Source organism: Akkermansia massiliensis (genome assembly GCF_023516715.1).
GTDB classification, from domain to species: Bacteria; Verrucomicrobiota; Verrucomicrobiia; order Verrucomicrobiales; family Akkermansiaceae; genus Akkermansia; species Akkermansia massiliensis.
Window position 1 is genome coordinate 1,618,942 of record NZ_JAMGSI010000001.1, and the last position, 19,615, is coordinate 1,638,556.

Genomic DNA, 19,615 nt, shown 5'->3' on the forward strand with positions numbered 1-19,615 from the left:
CGAAGACAGACTCAACATCCTCATATATTCCATGCAAGCTTTTTAAATCCATCAGGGAGCCGTACAATCTCATAGTATATTTCCTCTTGAAAAAAGCAGGTTCACCGACCATAAAATACCAAATTCAGTCCACCTGTTATTGATGGAACAACCAACCTTGCCATCTCTCCGTGCCTCATATAATAGAACTCGTGTTTTTACATGGAATTCCCTCTTCCTGTAAAACGCCGCCCGGAAATCCTGAGGAGAATTTCCGGACGGCGGAGATTTACGCATGAATGGTGTTCACCATGGCGGCCAGGTCGTCGTCATACACGAACTTGCACTGATCCCCACGCTGCTTGAACAGTTCAAACAGGCGCGGCATGTCTGTATCCGGAACGGAGAAGCCCAGCGCATCCAGGCGCATTTTCACGGCATGCCTCCCGGAATGCTTGGTCAGGGGCAGTTCCGTAGCTCCCCAGCCAATTTCCTCCGGATCCATGATTTCATAAGTGCTCCGGTTTTTCAGAACGCCGTCCTGATGAATGCCGGAACCGTGGGCAAAGGCGTTCGCCCCAACCACAGCCTTGGAGCGCGAGACGGGCAACCCGCTCATGGCGGCCACCATGCGGCTGGTCCTCACCAGTTCCTTCGTCCGGATTCCGGTCCCCGCGCCGGAAAAGAAATCCGGGCGAGAATGCAGCGCCATGACGACTTCCTCCAGAGCGGTGTTTCCAGCCCGTTCACCGATGCCGTTGATGGTGCCCTCCACCTGCTGCGCCCCGGCACGGATGGCAGCCAGTGAATTGGCTACGGCCATTCCCATGTCGTCATGGCAGTGGACGGACAACCTGGCGCGGCTCACGTTGGGAACATTGGATTTCAGGTAGGAAATCAGGCGGTAGTATTCCTCCGGCATCGTGTAACCCACCGTATCCGGAATGTTGACGACGGCGGCGCCCGCATCAATCACGGCTTCCACCATTTCCGCCAGGAATTCCGGCTCCGTTCGGGAGGCGTCCTCCGCGGAAAACTGCACTTCCCCGCATAATCCGGAAGCCATGGCGACGGCCTTGACGGCCATCTCCCTGATTTGCCCGCGGCTTTTTTCCAGCTTGTATTTCCGGTGGATGGGGGACGTAGCCACCACCAGATGGATGCGCTCCCGGTCTCCGGCAGCCTTCAATGCCTCATGGGCGGCAATAATGTCCTTCTCCACACAGCGTGCCAGCCCGCAGACGCGGCTTTTTTCCGTGCGTTCCGCCACGGTGCGGACAGCGTGGAAGTCGCCGTCCGAGATGACGGGGAAGCCCGCCTCAATTACGTCCACTCCCAGAGCTTCCAGCTGCATGGCAACCTGTATTTTCTGCTCCACGGTCATCGCCGCGCCGGGGCACTGTTCTCCGTCTCTCAGCGTCGTATCAAAAATATGTATGTGTTCTTTCATTACAGTAAAAATGTTAAGGGTTCGTTCCTTCGGAAACTGCGCACGGAAAACGTTCCTGTTATGGAATCATTCCTTTGGCGCAAATCAAGACCAGCCGTTTACTTCCTTCGCGCCGGAACGGCTCACCGGCGCATATCAAGATATCTTCACGGACTACCGTCCGAGAAGCAGCAATAGACGACCTTGAAGGAACAGGGTGTTCATCTTGCTTATTTTTACCATAACTCCGCCCTGAATGGGGGAACAAGGCAGACGATGCATTTTTGACACGGTTTTGTCAAGAACGGCGGGATGCATGACTTTTTCCGCAGAAAAAACCGTGCACGTCCCCCTTGAGGAGAAGCTACATTTCCCGGTGGGAACGTATTTCCTGAATGGAGATGGACAGGGAGGCGCGGCCCCGGTACACGTTCCGGTCAATCGTAAAGGCGATGTCCCAGGGTGGATTGGGGAGTTCACGCTCCGCCCCGTTGAAGAAGATGGCGTCACGTTCCACCATTCCCTGCCGCATGAAGAGTTTCAGGTGGTTGGTTCCCACGCGCTTGGGCGGCTCCGTGGGGAAGACATCGGAACTCATGAAGAGGGGCTGGGGATTGGAGTTGCCGAAGGGTTCCAGCTTTTCATAGCTGTCCAGCAGGTCCAGCGTCAGCGCCTGGAAGGAGACTTCCATGTCTATGTTGAGCACGGGGCTGCGCTGTTCCTCCGTCGTGGTTTCCGAGACGTACCGGTTGAAGGCCCGGCGGAAGTCGTCCATGCGGGCTTCCTCAATCACCAGGCCCGCCGCCATGTCATGGCCGCCGCCGGAAACCAGCGTATCCGCACAGTGGTGGATGGCCTGCACCAGGGATACGCCGGGAATGGAGCGGCCGGATCCCTTCCCCACGCCGCTTTCATCAAAGGCGATGACGAAGGTGGGCTTGTGGTACCGCCTCATGAGCTGGGAGGCCACGATGCCCACCACGCCGGGATGCCACGCGCGGGAACCCAGCACGATGACGTTGTCCCGCTCCGGATCAAAGGAGTTGTGAAGCATTTCCACCGCATCCGTACGGATGGCTTCCTCTTCCTCCTGCCGCTTGCGGTTGTGGGAGTCCAGCATCTGGGCAAGCTGCACGGCGCGCCTGTTGTCCATGGTCAGCAAAAGTTCCAGCGCATCCATGGGGGAGTCCATGCGCCCCGCGGCATTGATGCGGGGGCCTATCCTGAATCCCACGTGCGCGGCGTTCAGGAAGCCCGCGTGGTTGGCGGAGTCTGAAGGGCGGATGCCCGCTATTTCCGTCAGGGTTTTCAGGCCCGTATGGCGGCTGTGCGCCAGCCTTCCCAGGCCGTGGCGCACCAGTATCCTGTTTTCATCCACCAGGGGGACGATGTCCGCCACGGTAGCCACGGCCACCAGGTCCAGATAAAGTTTCAGGTCAAAGGTTTTCAGCTTCCGCTCCTTCAGGAGGGCGTGCGCCAGCTTGAAGACCACGCCCGCGCTGCACAGGTAGGTGTACGGGCTGTTTTCCTCAATTTTGGCATTGACCACCGCTACGGCGTCCGGCCGGCCCAGCGGCCCCGCTTCATGGTGGTCCAGAATGATGACGTCTATTCCCAGGCTGTTGAGCATCTCCACTTCCTTTACGGAGGAGGTGCCGCAGTCCACCGTAATAAGCAGGCTGGGTCTTTCCGCACATTCGGAGAGACAGCGCTCTATGCCCGCCTCGCTGAGTCCGTAGCCTTCCCGGGAACGGACGGGTATGAAGTACTGGGGGTCCAGGTCATAGGACATCAGAATGGCTCGGAGAAGCGCCACGGAGGTGACTCCGTCCACATCGTAGTCCCCGTAAATGCACACGGTTTCCCCTTCGTCCACGGCCTGGAAGATGCGTTCCACGGCGGCCCTCATTTCCCCCATCAGGAAAGGGTCGCTCAGGTGGGAGAGCCTGGGGTCCAGAAAGAGCTCCGTTTCCGTCCCCCCGGTGAATCCGCGCTGCAGCAGAAGTTGCTTGACCAGCAGAGGCAGTTCCGCGGGAAACGCTTTCAAGACCGGATCATCCTCCTTCACGGAAGGGCGGAGAGTCCAATGAAAGCCCGGTGTCATGGCAGTATTTTAGCCCCGCATCCAACAGGGTCAAGGTTGTTTCCACAACAAGCTGCCAAAGCGGGAAGAAGAAGGTGCCTAACCTGTTTCCGGGAGAATGGCCGCCGTTCCCGCCGGAATGCGGGTTCCTCCTTCCCCCATAATGCATGGAAACGGCCTTCACGCTGCATTTCCATCTTTTCAAAGAGAAAAGCTCCGTCCGGGGAAAATCCGAACGGAGCCGCAGCATCAGGCATCAGCCCTGAAACAACTATTTCCGGGAGGAAAAGATCACCTCATTGATGATCGCGTCCGGCTGGGGGGCCTTGTAGGTCAGGCGCACGGCAGTGGTCCCGGCCGGAATGGCAAACTCGGAAGCTCCGGGTCCGGCGTTCCGCTTGCCCACCGGCGTCCAGGATCCCTCGCCGCGGCGCACCTGGATGGCGAAGGCGGCGGACCCTACCACGACTACCTTGGCAGCCTTGGGGTTGTCCAGATTGGGGACGATCACGTCCAGGGGCTTGTCAGCACGGTAGACCGTTTTCAGGTTCCTGTCGCTCAGGGAGACCAGGCTGGTGCCGGGGTCCGACGGGGGAACGTCAAATTTGAACATGTTCAGAACGATGTCCTGTTCCTTGCCGCTTTTGTTGACCAGTTTCATGCCCTTGATTCCCTTGGGGAGCTGGTTCGCCCTGGCAATGAAGTTTTTACCCTGCTTGTCCAGCTTCTGCACCACGGGCTTGGCGGAGCCTTCCACGTCCAGCTCCACTTCTGCCCAGGAGTTGACGTCATCCCGTTCCAGGTTGACTTCCAGCCAGGTGGCGTCCGTGGGGCCTTCCAATTGCAGGGAGATGAATTCGCCGGGCTTCATTTTGTGCGTTTCCATCACGCGGTTGATGCGCACGATTTTGTCGGATTTCTGCACGGAGACGCCTTCCAGCCCCGCCACGTTGGAGGCGGCCATGGCTGAAGGAGGCGTGTTGACGGCTATTTCACGCACGGCGGTCCAGACGGCGCGGCCGTTGTCCGTTTTCTTCGGTTCAATGACGCGGTAGCGCACGGCACGGAGTGAGACGGGCTTGGGCGCCTTCCATACCACCTGCATGCCGGAGGTTTCCGGTCCCAGCGGCTTCCAGGTTTTCAGGTCCCGGGAGCCTTCCAGCTGCCCCCTGGCTACATAGTCGCCGTCCTTGTCATTGCGGCCCATCAGCACTTCCACGCTCCGTACGGGAATCGGCATGCCGTAGTCCACGCCATACCAGTCTCCCGGCTCGCCGTAAGCGCCGGAATGCCAGAAGGAGCCGCGGTCTCCGTCACAAAAGAGTTCCGCCTTGTCCATATTGCCCCCCTTGACCAGGGGCTTGGGGGAAAGGGCCGGAGTGCCCGCAATAGCGGGGAAAACTTTTTTGGAAACGGTGTCCGCCAGTTCATTGACGGCGGGGGTCATCACCCGGGAACCGGTTTTCACCACGGAGCGGTACAACTGGCCTTCCTGGTTGTGGCGGCGGGAAATGCCGTCCATGGCCGCCAGGGCCTGCGTGGCCTGCACCAGCTGGGTCACGGCGTCCCTGGTGTTGTTTTCCTCCAGCGCCGCCACGGCATGCTGGCCGGCGCGGCCCAGTTGTTCAAAGGCATCCACCCACGCGCCGATTTCCTTCATCAAGCGGGGGTTGTCCGCCTTGGCCCGGATGACGGGCGCGGCGGCGGCCATGCGGGCGAATTCCTTCTTGAGCAGGGCCGTATCCGCTTTGGCCACCTTGCCTTCCCGGGCGGCTTCCAGCACGCGCTTGACCACGGGTTCTATTTCCACGGATTCCTCACGGCGGTAACCGTGGCCGTTGGGCCCCTGGTCGGAGTTGTGGTTCACAAAGACCTGCATGGCTTCCGCCGCCTGCGGGAACAGGCGCTTGACGCCTTCCTTCCAGGATTCCTCCGATTTGAAGCCGTTGATATTCCAGGTGTAGTCCGCAAGGCCGAAGAGGGAGACCTTGGAGGCCTCCGGCTTGTCCATGGGGTTGGAGACGAAGCCGCCCATGGATTCCTTCGCGCCCGGTTCCGTGGCAAGGCCGTACACGCGGCCCATGCACAGGTTGGAGCGGCAGTAGTCCGTTACGGGGAAGTTCCACCAGACGTAGGAGGGACGCTTGATTCTCTTGTTCACCCACTGCTGGCCTTCCAGCGTGATGTCATGGCAGACGGAGTCCCCCGTCCACATGACGTGGATGGAGGGGTCCAGACGGTCGCCCAGAATGTCCAGGTAGGTTCCCGGCTTGGAGTCCGCCCAGCCGCGGTTGTACTCCGTAGGGCACATGACCAGGGGGGTGACGTCCTTTTTCACCTTGACGAATTCGTTGTTTATCTTGTTGAGCAGGAGCGCCTGCATGTCCCCCCTCTTTCCCTCGCCGAAGATGTCGTCAAAGAACACGGCAAAGGACCGGACGCCCAGCTTGTACATCATCTCAAATTTTTTGATGACGTTGTTCATGTCCTCTTCCGTCCACTTGATGTCCTTGCCGGGGTGGATGGCCCAGACAAAGTCCACGTGGTTTTCCTTCGCCACCTTCACCAGTTCCTTGATCTGGGCGGCCTGGTCCGCGGGATAGGGGTCCCGCCAGTGGGGGGAGGAGTGGTAGGGATCGTCCTTCGGCCCGTAGATGTATGTGTTCATCTTGTTCTGGCCGTAAAAGCGCAGTTGGCTCAAACGGGCCTCATGGCTCCATGGAGTGCCGTAGAAGCCTTCCACCGTTCCGCGGAATTCGATGTCCGGCCAGTCCGTGATTTCCCCTACGGGCAAGGTCACGCCTTCGCCGCCGGCCTTCGTGCCGAGCTGCCGCAGCGTCTGCATGGCGTAAAACGCGCCCCGCTCGTCATGGGCGCCTATGGCCACTTTGCCCTGCGGGGAGACGACCAGCTTGTAGGCCCCGGATTTTTCCAGAACGCCGTTCAGCAGCTTGCTGGCCGCCGTCTTGGCGGAGCGAATCACCACGGAAGGCTTTCCGGAGAAAGCAACCGTCTGGGAGGAGAGCTTGGACTGCTGGGGAACCGGGTACACGGCAGGTGACGCCGCAAGGGCGGAGCCGCCCAGCAGGGCAGCCACGCTCAAACCACATTGAAGAAGTTGAAAACCATTCATGATGATGCGCGATAATGGAATCAGAAAACACTTTCCACCTCAAGAAAAAACCGTCCGCACCCATTCCTCAATACGTCAACCCGGGAAAGGCGCGGAAGGAGGCTTCCAGGCGGCGCGCCTTCCGGTCTCTTCCCCGCGAACGCTTCCTGTGCCGCCTTGGCCCATTCCGCCCCCCGCATGAAATCCACCGCCGGGACGGCTCTCAGCCAACGGTTCCGTGCGGCTCTTTCAGGACAGGCGGCCATGTACCTTTTTGCGTCTTGCAGTCCCATTCTTCCGGTGTAGAATACATTTTCCCTACCCCTTCCCTCCCCATGGAATTTTTCATTCTTCTGCTGGTCCTCGGCCTGCTTTCCGGAATGGTCTTCACCTTTGTGAAGGCCTGCCAGGTCGTTTCTCTGGAACAAAAAGTCCGCACTCTGGAAACGGAAGTCTCCGAATTAAAGGAACGTCTGAATTCCCGTTCCTCCCCCCAGAGGCCCCCCGCGGAAACCAGAAAGAGCCTTCCGCCCCCTGTGGAAAGTCCGGTGCAGCCCATCCGTACGCTTCCTGCCGCCGCCCCGGTACGGGAACCCGCCTGCGCCCTTCCCTCCCGGCACAGCCTGCAGCCGGTCCGGAACGCCAGGCCCGCACCGTCGCGCCCCGCGTCCTTTTCCTGGGAATACTTCATCGGCGCCAAGCTGCTCTCCTGGATAGGAGGATTTGTGCTGTTTCTGGGAACCGGGTTCTTCGTCAAGTACAGCATTGACAATGATCTGATCTCTCCGGAATGGAGGGTAACCCTCACGTATCTGGCTGCCGCCGGCCTGCTGGGCGCCGGCCTGTCGCGGCTGAGGAAGAAGTACCCCATCCTTTCCGGCACGCTGACCTCCACGGGCATCCTGGTCCTGTACCTGGCTACCTGCGCCGGACGCATGTTTTACGAGCTTCCCTTCTTCACGACGGCCATCGCGACCGTTCTGCTGGCGGCCACCACGGCGGCGGCCTTCATCCTGGCGGTGCGCCTGCGGTTCCGCATAATCGCCTTCCTGGGCATCATCGGCGGTTTTCTGACCCCGGTCATCCTGTCCACCGGCCAGGACCATACGGCCTCCCTGTTCCTGTACATGACCATCCTGAACGCCGGGTTGCTCGCCGTCGTAGCCGCAACCAGGTGGACAGGAGCCGGAGGAACCGGACTGGCTGCCTATACCATCCTGCTGATGGGCTGGTTTGACGAATACGGCGGCCCCTCCCATATTCTCGCCGTCGTCATCCTGTCCATCTGCACCCTGCTCCTGTACGGGGGCTACGGCCTTTATGCCGGCACACGGCAGGCTGAACCGGACCGGAAGGGAGGTCCCTTCCTGCTGGCCTTCTGCGCCATTGCGGTCACCTGCCTGACGGCATTCCGCCTTCAGGCGGAGTGCAGCTTCCGGTTCCTTTCCCCTTCCTCCCACCTGCTTCTCCTGCTGGCGGGCATGCTCCCCATGATCGCCCTGCTCCCGCTGGCCCGCGCCAAAAGCACGTATTGGTCCTGCTTTCTTCCCATGGGGCTTTTCACCATTTTCTATTTTTACCAGTCTTCCGCGGAAGAAGCCTCGCAATCTGCCCTCTGGATATCCTCCCAGCTCCAGGGCCTTTTCTGCCTGTTCATGATTCCGGCGTCTTATGCGGTGCTGTCCGCACGCACGCCTTCCGGAGGGGCCTACCTGGCGGAGCTTCAGCCCGGCGTCAGGATTTCCTGCTTCGCCACGGCGGCTCTCGCGTGGCTGCTGGTCATGCACCCGCTTTCACCTTCCCCCTTTTACGTTTTCCTGACGGCGGCCACGTTCTGCGGAATGGCGGCATGGCACCGGAGAGGGCAGGCCCTGATGGCCGCGGCGGCCGGGTACACGATTGCGGCGTCCTATCAGGACATCCACCCTGCCGGTTCCGCGGTGATTTTCCTGGCGATCTTCCTGCTGCCCCTGCTGCTGGTCCGGCGGTTCCGCAGCGGCTTGCTGGCCTGGAGCGCCTCCGCCCTGGCATTCCCCCTCTTCTACCTTTCCTGGTGGCTCTTCGGAACGGCCCACCATCCGGAGGCCACCCATTTATGGGATTCCACCGTCGCGCTTGCCTGTGCGGCGCCTCCGCTGCTGGCGGCCCTGGCCCTGCGGCGGCTACCGGAGGAAACGCTTTTGAAGCGTTCCGCCATCCTCTGCTTTTATTATGGAGCAGCCATCGGCATGCTGACGCTGGCCATCGGCCTCCAATGGACGGGCGCCCCCCTGACCGTAGCCTGGTCCCTGGAAGGGCTGGCCCTTCTGCTGCTGTGCGGCAAATTTCCCCTGCCCAGACTGGCCTGGACGGGATTTTTCCTGCTGGCCTTCCTGTTCGTCCGCAACGGCCTGTCGCAAGCCTTCGTGCAACTTGACCCTGCCGGAATGCAGGCCCTGCGCACGATGTTCGCCACCATGGTTTTCTGCTGCATGGCCGGAGCCTGGTGGGTCCAGAAGAAAGTGACGCCACGCCTGCCGGGGGGCCGCAGCTCCGGCCTCCGCGTTCTTGTCGCGGCCCTGAATATTTTCGGGGCCATCCTGCTTTTCATCTGGATGAATACGGAAATATCCTGCGGCTTCGCCGCGCCGGGAGACCGTCCGCTGATGATCCAGTTCGGGAGCAGCGTGGCGCAGGACCTCACCATTTCCATTGCCTGGAGCCTCTTTGCCCTGGGCCTGATCGCCACGGGGTTTGACATCAGGTCTTCCAGGGTGCGCATGGCGGGACTCGCCCTGCTGGGCATCACCCTGCTGAAAGTCGTCTGTTATGACATTTCCAGCCTCGGGCAACTGTACCGCGTGGGAGCCCTGGTGGGGCTGGCCGCCATCGTGCTCATCTCCTCCTTCCTGTACCAGAAGTTCACCATGAAGCTGAGGAACAAAAAGAAGAGCCAGGGAGAGGCCCCGAAAAGTTAGCGTCATCTCACTTTGGAAGACAAATTTGACCATTGCATCACTTGAAGGGCGGTTCATAATGCGGAACATGCTCCGGCGCATTCTGATTCCTTTTCTGTGTCTTCTGGGCCTGTTCTGCACTCTTCAGGCCCAGGACGCCCCCGCCCTGAAAATCGCGACCCTGCACCCAATTCTGGGGGATATGGCCCGCGCCATCGGCGGCAGCCACGTGCAGGTGGCGGACCTGCTGCGCCCCAACGGCAACCTGCACAGCTTTGAACCCGCTCCGCAGGATATCGCCGCCGCAGGGCAGGCGCGCCTGGTTCTGGCCTCCGGCAAGAATCTGGAGCCGTACCTTCCCAAGTTGAAAGACGCGCTGGGCGGCAGGGCGCAAATTCTGGACCTGGGGGCCTCCATTCCGGACGTTCCCGTGGCGGCGGACACCGCAGACCATGACCATGGGCACGACGGGGACTGCTGCGCCCACGGCCCCAACGATCCCCACTGGTGGCACACCCCGGCCAATATGAAACGCGCCGCCCGCGCCCTGGCCGCCGCGCTCACGCGGATGGACCCGGCCCATGAGCAGGATTACAAGGCCGGACTGGCCCGGTGGAACAGAAAAATGGACCAGCTTTCCTCCTGGGCCAGGAAGGAGCTTGCGGACATTCCGGAAGCGGACCGCATCCTGGTGACGGGGCACGCGGCCATGAACCATTTCTGCAAGGAATTCGGCTTCCGCAGCATCAGCATCCAGGGGGTGAGCCGTGAAGACGAAGGCAATTCCGCCCAGCTGGCCTCCACGCTGAAGAAGCTGCGCGCAGCCGGGGTAAAGGCCCTGTTCCCGGAATATTCCTCCAACCCCAAGAGCCTCACGGAGATCGCCAAATCCCTGAACATCCCCGTTGCCAAGCCGATCAATACCGACGGGCTGGCTCCGGACGGCCATACGTTCGAGTCCATGTTCAAGCAAAACGTCGGCATCATCAAGGAAGCCCTTTCCCCGTCCCCCAGGCCATGACCAGCACACCCCTGCGCCAGTTTTTCCCTACTCTGGGAGTCGTCATCCTGCTGGGGTTCTTCCTTTATAACATGACGGCAGGCACCCCCGGAGCACAGGAAGCGGACCTCTCCTCCCCCGCGGCGCAGGCCGCGGACGTTCCCACGGTCATCACGGTCAGGTGCGCCCACCGTCCGGAATTTCTTTCCATCTCCCATGGAGGCCGTGTCCTCTGGCAATCCGGGACGCCCGGCCTGCATGAAGAAGTGGAATGCGGCCTTCCGCTGGAAGACGGCTCCGTGACGCTCACCGTTTCCGCCCGCTGGCCGGAAGGCACGCCGGACACCCCCGTTACGCTGGAACTGGAACCGGAGGGCAGGCCGTCCTCCTCCGCCACCCGCTGGTCCTTCGGCCCTTCCCTGAACGACAGCTACTTCTTCTCATGGAAATAAACAGTCCAGCCCCCCACTGCGCCCAGGACCACATCTGCTGGGGCGCGCATGCCAGCCACCCGGACCGCCACCGGCTGGAAGTGCGGAACCTCAGCGTGTATTACGGGAGCCTTCTTGCCCTGGACGGCATCAGCTTTTCCATCACCTGCGGCCACACGCTGGCCCTGATGGGCCCCAACGGCGCGGGAAAATCCACGCTGATCAAGGCCTTGGCCGGACTGCTCCGTCCTGATTCCGGGGAAATCCTGTGGAACGGCAGCCCTCTTCACGATACGCCGGGAGAAATCGCCTACCTGCCCCAGCGTTCCGACGTGGACTGGTCCTTTCCCATCACCGTCCGCGCGCTGGTGGAAATGGGCCGCTATCCGTCCCTGGGACTGTGGAAAAAATTCGGGCGCCATGACCGGGACATCGTAGAAAAATCCCTTCACGCGCTGGGCATGGAATCCCTGGCGGACCGCCAGATTTCAGAACTTTCCGGAGGGCAGCAGCAGCGGGCATTCCTGGCGCGCGCCCTGGCGCAGGAAGCCCACGTCCTGCTGCTGGACGAACCCTTCACAGGGCTGGACGCCCCGGCCTGCCAGTCCCTGGGGCGGCTGCTGGATTCCCTGGCGGCGGAAGGACGGCTGGTCATCGCCTCCCATCACGACCTGAACACGGCGGCGGACATTTTTGACACCATCCTGCTGATGAATCGCGAGCTGGTCGCCTTCGGCCCCCCGGGGGAAGTGCTTGCTCCCTCACGCATCCGGGAGACGTATGGAATGGAACCTCAACCGGAAACCCAAGTTTCATGATGGACGACTTTCTTCAATTCCTCCGCGAACCCATCGCGCAGCGCTCCCTGCTGGCATGCGTCATGATCGGCTTCGCCAACGGCTTCGTCAGCGGGCTGGTCATCCTGAAAAAATCGGCTCTCCAGATCGGCACGCTCTCCTGCGCCCTGCTGCCGGGCATAGCGGTGGCGGTGCTCCTCTTCGGCCTCACCCGCTGGAGCCTCCTGACGGGGGCCGTGGTGGCCGCCCTGCTGGTGGGCCTGGGTTCCCTATTCGTCTCCCGCACGTCCCGGCTGAACCAGGATACCGCCCTGTCCATCCTGCACACCACGGCCTTCGCCGCGGGTTTCATCGTACTAGTGCGGCTGGGCCTGCAACAGAAAATTGACGACTGGCTGTTCGGCTCCATCATGAGCCTGTCCGACTCCGACCTGTGGATCGCCTTCGCCATCAGTTCCGTCAGCGTCCTGATCCTGCTTCTCTTCCGCCGCCCCATCCTGATCTACCTCTTTGACCCGGACATCGCCACCACGCTGGGCATTCCCTCCCGCCTCATCAGCTACGGCATCTTCACCCTCATCATCCTGGTGCTCGTCTCTTCCCTCCAGGCCGTGGGGGCGTTCCTGACGCTGGGGCTTCTCGTCGGTCCCGCCGCCACGGTGTACATGCTCACCAACAAGCCTTCCCACCTCTTCTGGGGGGGCGGAATCATCGGTGGACTGGGCTCTTTGCTGGCCTTTTACCTGTCCTTCCCGCTGGGCTGGCACCTGGGCGCAACCATCATTCTGGTGCTGGGAACCTTCTTCTGCGCAGCCTACTTGTATTCATCACGGTGCGGGCTTCTAAAACAGCGCAGAAAGAATTCTTCCTCCATACAATAACAAGGCCCGTTTTCATGACAATCCATGACACGCAGACTACTAGTCCGCCGTGGGGGTCGCCATTATAATGCGGGTTGTGAAAAAATGTGAGATATGCTCTGCACCGGCAACGGTGTTCCTGACACAGATCATCAACGGGAAATCCACCAAATTCTGCCTCTGCGCCAAATGCGCCCAGGAGCGGGGCCTGCTGGACCCGGACGCCTTTGATCTGGCGGAGAAACTGTTCCCGAACCTTCAGGGCCAGTTCGGCAAGGAAGGCGCGGCGGACCCCGCCGCCCCCATTCCGGCCCTGCAGTCCCTACCGCTCACAAGCTGCCCGATCTGCTCCTTCACCCTTCAGGATTACAAAAATGTAGGACGCCTGGGCTGCAGTGAATGCTACAACGTCTTTGAAGAAGAGATACTCCCTCTTCTCACCCAGATTCAGCCTGATTCCCACCATCACGGAAAAACGCCCGAACGGGCGGAAAAGCGCGAAACGGAAACCCATACCATCAGTGATCTGGAACAACAACTTTCCCTGGCAGTGGCAAGAGAGGATTATGAACGCGCGGCCAAGCTCCGCGATCAAATCAAGCAATTGCGCACGCCGACCAATTAACGTACATGCTCTTTGACGACTTACTAAACAACCCCGCCAAATGGATGGTGGAATCACGGGATGAACACGACATCGTTCTCACCTCCCGCATCCGCCTGGCACGCAATCTGACCGCCACCCCTTTTCCCGGCTGGGCCACGCGCCAGCAGAGGGAGGAAACGCTGAAGCTCACCTCCGGTGAAGCGCGCCAAATCCCCGTCATGAAGGGAGGCTATTACGCGGAACTCTCCGGACTCACCCAGCAGCAAAAACAGCTGCTGGTGGAACGCCACCTCATTTCCCGGGAACTGGCCGCGCGCTCGGAAGGCTGCGCCGTTCTCATCTCACGCAGCCAGAACGCCAGCATCCTCTTCAATGAGGAGGACCACCTGCGCCTTCAGTACATCCTGCCCGGCATCCAGCTTAAAAAAGCATGGGGAGCCATCTCCAAAATAGACTCCGAACTGGAAGCCAGGCTCCCGTACGCCTACAACACGCGGCTGGGCTACCTCACCGCCTGCCCCACCAACCTGGGCACGGGCATGAGGGCCTCCGTGATGATGCACCTGCCGGGCCTCGTCATCTCCGAACAGATGCAACAGGTCGTCCAGGCGGCCGTGCAGCTCAACATCACTGTCCGCGGCCTGTACGGAGAAGGGACGGAAGCCACCGGCAACCTCTTCCAGATTTCCAACCAGACCACGCTGGGAGACAGCGAGGACCAGATCGTGGAACGCATGACCCGCTTCACCTCCGACCTGGCCCACCAGGAATGGAACGCCCGCAGGCGGCTGCTCCAGGCTTCCTCGCTCCAGGTAAAAGACCGCGTTTCCCGCGCCTACGGCCTCCTGACCAACGCCACCCTGCTATCCACGCAGGAGGCGCTGGCGCTGCTCTCCTTCCTCCGGATGGGAGCATCCCTGGACATCTTTTCCCACCAGGCATTAAAAAACGTCAATAAAACCATACTGAACATTCAGCCGGCCCACCTGGCCCGCCTGTCCACTACGGACCAGACAACTCCCGAAGACAGGGACCAGATCCGTGCGGACATTATCCGGAAGGAACTTTCCGGAAACTGATGCAACAACAAAACTTCTTTACAATACATGAACAATTTTACGCCTAGGGCGCAACAAGTGCTGGCGCATGCGCGCCGGGAAGCGGACCGCTTCAATCATCATTACATAGGGACCGAACACCTGCTCCTCGGGCTGCTCAAGCTGGGCAAGGGCGTAGCCGTCACCATCCTGGAAAACCTGGGGGTGGAGCTTACCGCCGTGCGCAGGCAGGTGGAGGAACAAATAGGCCGGGGCACGGAGCCCCAGGCGGAGGGCAACATCCCGTACACCCCCAGAGTCCGCAAGGTCCTGGCGATGGCCAACCGGGAAGCCCAGGAACTCAACCACACGTATGTGGGCACGGAGCACCTGCTCCTGGGCCTCATCCGGGACGGAGACGGCGTGGCCGGACAGATTCTGCGCCACTTCGGCGTGGATTTGGAACAGGCGCGGCGCGAGCTGCTGGACGTACTGACGCCCAAATACCAGATGGATGCGGATGAAGACAACATCATCCCGGACGACGATGACGACGAGGAGGAAAATGAATCCCCCGCCATCCCGACGGACGAGCCTTCCTCCCCCTCCTACTCCAGGCAGCAGAAATCCAAGACCCCCGCGCTCCAGGCCTTTGGCCGGGACATGACCCAGCTGGCCCGGGACGGCAAGCTGGATCCCGTCATCGGCCGCGCCTCGGAAATTGATCGCGTCATCCAGATTCTGTGCCGGAGGAACAAAAACAACCCCGTCCTGCTCGGTGAAGCCGGGGTGGGCAAAACCGCCATCGTGGAAGGGCTGGCCCAGGAAATAGCCCAGGGCCATGTTCCGGAGCTCCTGCGCAGCAAGAGGGTCATCTCCCTGGACCTGGCGCTGATGGTGGCCGGCACCAAATACCGCGGCCAGTTTGAGGAACGGCTCAAGGCCGTAATGGATGAAATACGCCGGGAAGGCAATGTCATCCTTTTCATTGATGAACTGCACACCATTGTAGGCGCCGGATCCGCGGAAGGCTCCATGGACGCCTCCAACATCATCAAGCCCGCCCTCTCCCGGGGTGAGCTCCAGGCCATAGGCGCCACCACGCTCAACGAATACAGGAAACACATTGAGAAGGACGCCGCCCTGGAACGCCGCTTCCAGCAGGTGCAGGTAGGGGAACCCTCCGTGGAGGACACCATCCAGATTCTTGCCGGCATCCAGCCCAAGTATGAGGAACATCACAAGGTGCATTATACGAAGGAAGCCGTTGAAGCCGCAGCCAGGCTCTCCCACCGCTATCTGACGGGCCGCTTCCTGCCGGACAAGGCCATTGACATCCTGGATGAAGCAGGGGCGCGCAAGCGCGTCTCCCAGATGACCCGCCCGGACCACATCAGCGACATGGAAACCCGCATTGCGGAAATCAAGGAACGCAAGGACAAGGCTGTGGAAACCCAGCTTTTTGAGGAAGCAGCCCGCCTGCGCGACGAGGAAAAACAAGCCAGGGCGGAACTTCAGAACATGCTGGAAACCTGGCGCAATTCCTATGAGACCAATTACGTTCCCGTGACGGATGAAGACGTGATGAGCGTGCTCGCCAAATGGACGGGCATCCCGCTGGCCCGGATGGAGGAAAAGGAAACCGCCAAACTTCTGCGGATGGAAGAAGAGTTAAAAAGCAAAGTCATCGGCCAGGACGAGGCGGCCTCCGCTATCGCCCGCGCCCTGCGGCGCAGCCGCGCGGACATCAAGGACCCGCGCCGCCCGATCGGCTCATTCCTCTTCCTGGGTCCCACCGGCGTGGGTAAAACCTATCTGGCCCGCAATCTGGCGGAAATCATGTTCGGCACCGCGGACGCCCTGATTCAGGTGGACATGAGCGAGTACATGGAAAAACACACCACGTCCCGTCTCATCGGTTCTCCTCCCGGCTACGTAGGCCATGACGAAGGCGGCCAGCTCACGGAAGCCGTCCGGCGCAGGCCCTACTCCGTCATCCTCTTTGATGAAGTGGAAAAGGCCCATCCGGACGTCATGAACCTGCTTCTCCAGATTCTGGAAGAAGGAAGCGTGACGGACTCCCTGGGACGCAAGATCAACTTCCGCAACACCATCATCATCCTGACCTCCAACGTGGGGGCCGCCTCCGCCAAGCGGCAGAGCGCCATGGGCTTCGGGGCCATGGCCGCCGACAACGCGGACTACGCCGCCATGAAGGGAAAGATTCTGGAAGAAGCGCGCAGGCAATTCCGCCCGGAATTCCTGAACCGCTTTGATGACATTTCCGTCTTCCGCATGCTGGAACGGGATGACCTGGAACGCATCGTGCATCTGGAAGCGGACAAGCTCATCTCCCGTCTCAAGACCAAGAATATCACGCTGGCCCTGAGCCCGGAAGCCCTGAGCCTGATCATCAAGAACGGCTACGACCCGCAGTACGGCGCACGCCCGATGCGCCGCGCCATCGAACGCCTGCTGGAAGACCCGCTGGCGGAATCCCTGCTGAGGGGAGACGTGAAACCCGGCGATAAAATTGAAGCCGTGGAAACGGACGGAACGGAGACGCTCACCTTCCTGCACATCAAGGATAAAACCCCGGCAAAGCCCAAAACGCCGCGCAAAAGGGCTCCACGGAAGCCCAAGGCGGAATAAAAGCTTTCCGGTTTTTCAACCGAGGCCCCTGCATGCTGGCATGCAGGGGCTTTTTCTTTGACGGATTACGCAAATATCCGTTTTTCGCTGAAAGAACCATTTACCAGCCTGTGATATATTATAAATATGACCTTTTACTTCTCAAAAATTCTATTCCTTTTCATGCTGACAAATCTGTTTGTCTTCGCAGAAGATATACAGAAAAACAGGGAGCGGGAAGCAGCGCGTTCAGTAATCATGCGGACCGTTCCGTCCCTGGCCAAAGCCCCGGAAAAACTGCAATTGGAAATTATTGAAAAAGAAGACGGGCACGATGTTTTTGAAACGAAGGCCTCCGGCGGAATACTGAATATCCGGGGAAGCAGCGGTACAGCCCTCTGCCGGGGATTCTATGATTTTCTGAAGACAAACCGTCTGGGAATGGTCTCCTGGGATAATAAAGATATCCGCTGGCCGGCGCAACTGCCGGACGCCGCGCCGCGCCGCATCGTTTCCCCTTTCCGCAACCACTATTACCTCAATGTGGTCACTTATGGCTATACGATGCCTTACTGGACCTGGGAACGCTGGGAAAAAGAAATAGATTGGATGGCTCTGCACGGCATAGATATGCCTCTGGCCCTGGTTGCCACGGAGGGAATCGCCATACGGGTATGGAAACGGCTGGGACTGACGGAGAAAGAAATAGAAGAATTCTATACAGGGCCGGCACACCTCCCCTGGCAGCGGATGGGGAACATCGTCAATCATGACGGCCCCCTGCCCGCCAGCTGGCACAAGGAACAAATCGCCCTGCAGCACCGCATCCTGCACAGGATGAAATCCCTGGGCATGACCCCCATTTGTCCTGCTTTTTCCGGTTTCGTTCCCCGGGGAATCCTCCGCCTTTATCCGGAAGCGAAGCTTCACCGGCTGGGGTGGGGAGGCTGGCCTCAAAAAAACCACGCCCATTTTCTTTCTCCGGAAGACCCCCTTTTCCTTAAAATAGGACGCCTGTACATGCAGGAATGGCAGAAGGAATTCGGGAGAAACACCTATTTTCTTGCAGACTCCTTTAATGAAATGGAACTTCCTGAAAACAAAGGAGGAGCCGAAGCCCGCAACAACATGCTCAGTTCCCTCGGAGAACAAATTTACCGCTCCATTTCCTCCACCAACCCGGATGCGGTATGGGTCATGCAGGGATGGATGTTCGGATACCAGCGCAATATCTGGAACGCAGATACCCTGAAGGCTTTGCTCAGCAAGGTTCCGGATGATAAGATGCTCCTTCTGGACCTGGCGGCGGATTACAACAAGACCTTCTGGCGCAACGGCATGAACTGGGACGTCTTCAAAGGTTTTTTCAATAAACCGTGGGTTTACAGCGTGGTTCCCAACATGGGCGGCAAATGCGCCATGACCGGGGTAATGGATTTTTACGCCAACGGCCATCTGGAAGCCTTGAACTCTTCATCCAGGGGGCATCTCTCCGGAATGGGCATGGCCCCGGAAGGGATAGAAAACAATGACGTTATCTACGAACTGGTTACGGACGCCGCATGGAGGGACCGCCAGGAGGACGTGGAACAATATCTGGAAAATTATTGCCGTGCCCGATACGGAAATTATCCGGACAGCATGAAGGAAGCCTGGAATCTGTTCCGCCGCACAGCCTATTCCAACTTAAAGGACCATCCCCGTTTCAACTGGCAAATGAAACCCGGCACCCGCGGCTGTTCCGTAAACACAAGCGAAGATTTTCTGAAAGGCCTTTCCCTGTTCGTCAACACTCGCGGCCTGGAACAGTCCCCCCTGTTCCGCCAGGATGCCGTTGAGATGACCGCCCATTACCTTGGCATACGCATGAATGAAGCCATCCTGGCCGCTCTGGAAGCCCTGGATGAACAAGACATGGAGAATACGGAAAAATGCATGGAATATTTCCGCAAATACGCCCTTCGGGCGGATTCCTTTCTGGAAGGACACCCCACCTGGAGGCTGTCGCGCTGGTTATCATTTGCCCGGTCTCACGGAACTTCTCCGGAGGAAAAAAACAAGTATGAACAAAACGCCAGAAGGCTGGTGACCAGATGGGGGCCTCCCGTAGACGACTACGCCGCCAAAATATGGAGCGGCCTTATCAGGGACTACTATCTGCCGCGCTGGGAACACTTTATTCAAAGCCGTCTTTCCGAAAAAAATCCGGATATGGGAGCATGGGAGGAAAAATGGGTCCGTTCCACTGGCGTAAGCGCGGCGCACGCTCCCGGAGATCTGGTCAACGCCTGCCGCCAGGCTATCCGGGAGGCGCCGCCCCTGCCTTCTTCCCTGAAAAGAAAAGCAGCCGGGTCAATTATAGGAAACTGGACCTCCGCAACGGTATCCACGGAATGGAGTTATCTGGACTGGCCCGTTTCTTCCGCTGATCTTGAAAAACTCCGGGGGGTGCGCTTCGTCTTCACTTCCGGCAGCCATGCCCTGGAAATAGACGGCGTCGAACTCCTGGAAAACGGCAAAATAATCGCCCGCGACCAGCACGCCGGATTGGCAGGCAAGCCTTCCCGCGGGAATTTCTACAAACTTTCCCTTCCCAAGGGAATCCATGCCAACAACGGATGTTCCCTCAGAGCCAGGGTCCGCTCCGTGGGAGGAAAATCTTCCAATGGAAAATTGGAACTGATTAAAGAATGAACGGCTTGAATTTCATTCG

The 19,615-nt window shown here is 59.7% G+C and carries 12 protein-coding genes; 9 read left to right on the forward strand and 3 right to left on the reverse strand.

What is annotated here, in order from left to right; translation table 11 throughout:
• Positions 1 to 268: 268 nt before the first annotated feature.
• From M8N44_RS06920 to M8N44_RS06930, 3 genes are all read right to left on the reverse strand, one after another.
• Positions 269 to 1,429: a 2-isopropylmalate synthase gene (locus tag M8N44_RS06920; RefSeq protein ID WP_102728010.1), complete on the reverse strand. Its 1,161-nt coding sequence runs from the start codon at positions 1,427 to 1,429 to the stop codon at positions 269 to 271.
• Between the two features lie 343 nt (positions 1,430 to 1,772).
• The gene (gene recJ / locus M8N44_RS06925; protein ID WP_249853065.1) at positions 1,773 to 3,455 is read right to left on the reverse strand and encodes a single-stranded-DNA-specific exonuclease RecJ; all 1,683 of its coding nucleotides are present in this window, start codon (positions 3,453 to 3,455) and stop codon (positions 1,773 to 1,775) included.
• Between the two features lie 307 nt (positions 3,456 to 3,762).
• Entirely contained in the window at positions 3,763 to 6,624 is a 2,862-nt protein-coding gene (locus tag M8N44_RS06930) for a glycoside hydrolase family 84 protein (RefSeq protein ID WP_249853066.1), read from the reverse strand.
• Positions 6,625 to 6,938: 314 nt separating this feature from the next.
• Here M8N44_RS06930 and M8N44_RS06935 point away from each other — a divergent pair, with 314 nt between their 5' ends.
• The 9 genes from M8N44_RS06935 to M8N44_RS06975 all read left to right on the forward strand — a co-directional run bounded on the left by M8N44_RS06935 (position 6,939) and on the right by M8N44_RS06975 (position 19,596).
• The gene (locus tag M8N44_RS06935) at positions 6,939 to 9,560 is read left to right on the forward strand and encodes a DUF2339 domain-containing protein (protein WP_180975135.1); all 2,622 of its coding nucleotides are present in this window, start codon (positions 6,939 to 6,941) and stop codon (positions 9,558 to 9,560) included.
• Between the two features lie 67 nt (positions 9,561 to 9,627).
• Positions 9,628 to 10,560: a metal ABC transporter substrate-binding protein gene (locus tag M8N44_RS06940; RefSeq protein WP_180973719.1), complete on the forward strand. Its 933-nt coding sequence runs from the start codon at positions 9,628 to 9,630 to the stop codon at positions 10,558 to 10,560.
• Entirely contained in the window at positions 10,557 to 10,991 is a 435-nt protein-coding gene (locus M8N44_RS06945; RefSeq protein ID WP_102728005.1) for a hypothetical protein, read from the forward strand. The genes M8N44_RS06940 and M8N44_RS06945 overlap by 4 nt, the downstream gene beginning before the upstream one ends.
• Entirely contained in the window at positions 10,982 to 11,788 is an 807-nt protein-coding gene (locus M8N44_RS06950) for a metal ABC transporter ATP-binding protein (protein ID WP_218957705.1), read from the forward strand. The genes M8N44_RS06945 and M8N44_RS06950 overlap by 10 nt, the downstream gene beginning before the upstream one ends.
• The gene (locus M8N44_RS06955) at positions 11,785 to 12,648 is read left to right on the forward strand and encodes a metal ABC transporter permease (RefSeq protein ID WP_102728004.1); all 864 of its coding nucleotides are present in this window, start codon (positions 11,785 to 11,787) and stop codon (positions 12,646 to 12,648) included. Before M8N44_RS06950 ends, M8N44_RS06955 begins: the two co-directional genes overlap by 4 nt.
• A 112-nt stretch (positions 12,649 to 12,760) precedes the next feature.
• On the forward strand, positions 12,761 to 13,252 hold the full coding sequence (locus tag M8N44_RS06960) for a UvrB/UvrC motif-containing protein (protein WP_102721371.1): 492 nt from the start codon (positions 12,761 to 12,763) through the stop codon (positions 13,250 to 13,252).
• Between the two features lie 5 nt (positions 13,253 to 13,257).
• The gene (locus M8N44_RS06965) at positions 13,258 to 14,313 is read left to right on the forward strand and encodes a protein arginine kinase (protein ID WP_102721370.1); all 1,056 of its coding nucleotides are present in this window, start codon (positions 13,258 to 13,260) and stop codon (positions 14,311 to 14,313) included.
• Positions 14,314 to 14,340: 27 nt separating this feature from the next.
• A complete protein-coding gene (locus tag M8N44_RS06970; RefSeq protein ID WP_102728003.1) occupies positions 14,341 to 16,923 on the forward strand; it encodes an ATP-dependent Clp protease ATP-binding subunit in 2,583 nt (860 codons plus the stop codon).
• A 162-nt stretch (positions 16,924 to 17,085) separates the two neighbouring features.
• On the forward strand, positions 17,086 to 19,596 hold the full coding sequence (locus M8N44_RS06975) for an alpha-N-acetylglucosaminidase (protein ID WP_249853067.1): 2,511 nt from the start codon (positions 17,086 to 17,088) through the stop codon (positions 19,594 to 19,596).
• Positions 19,597 to 19,615 lie beyond the last annotated feature (19 nt).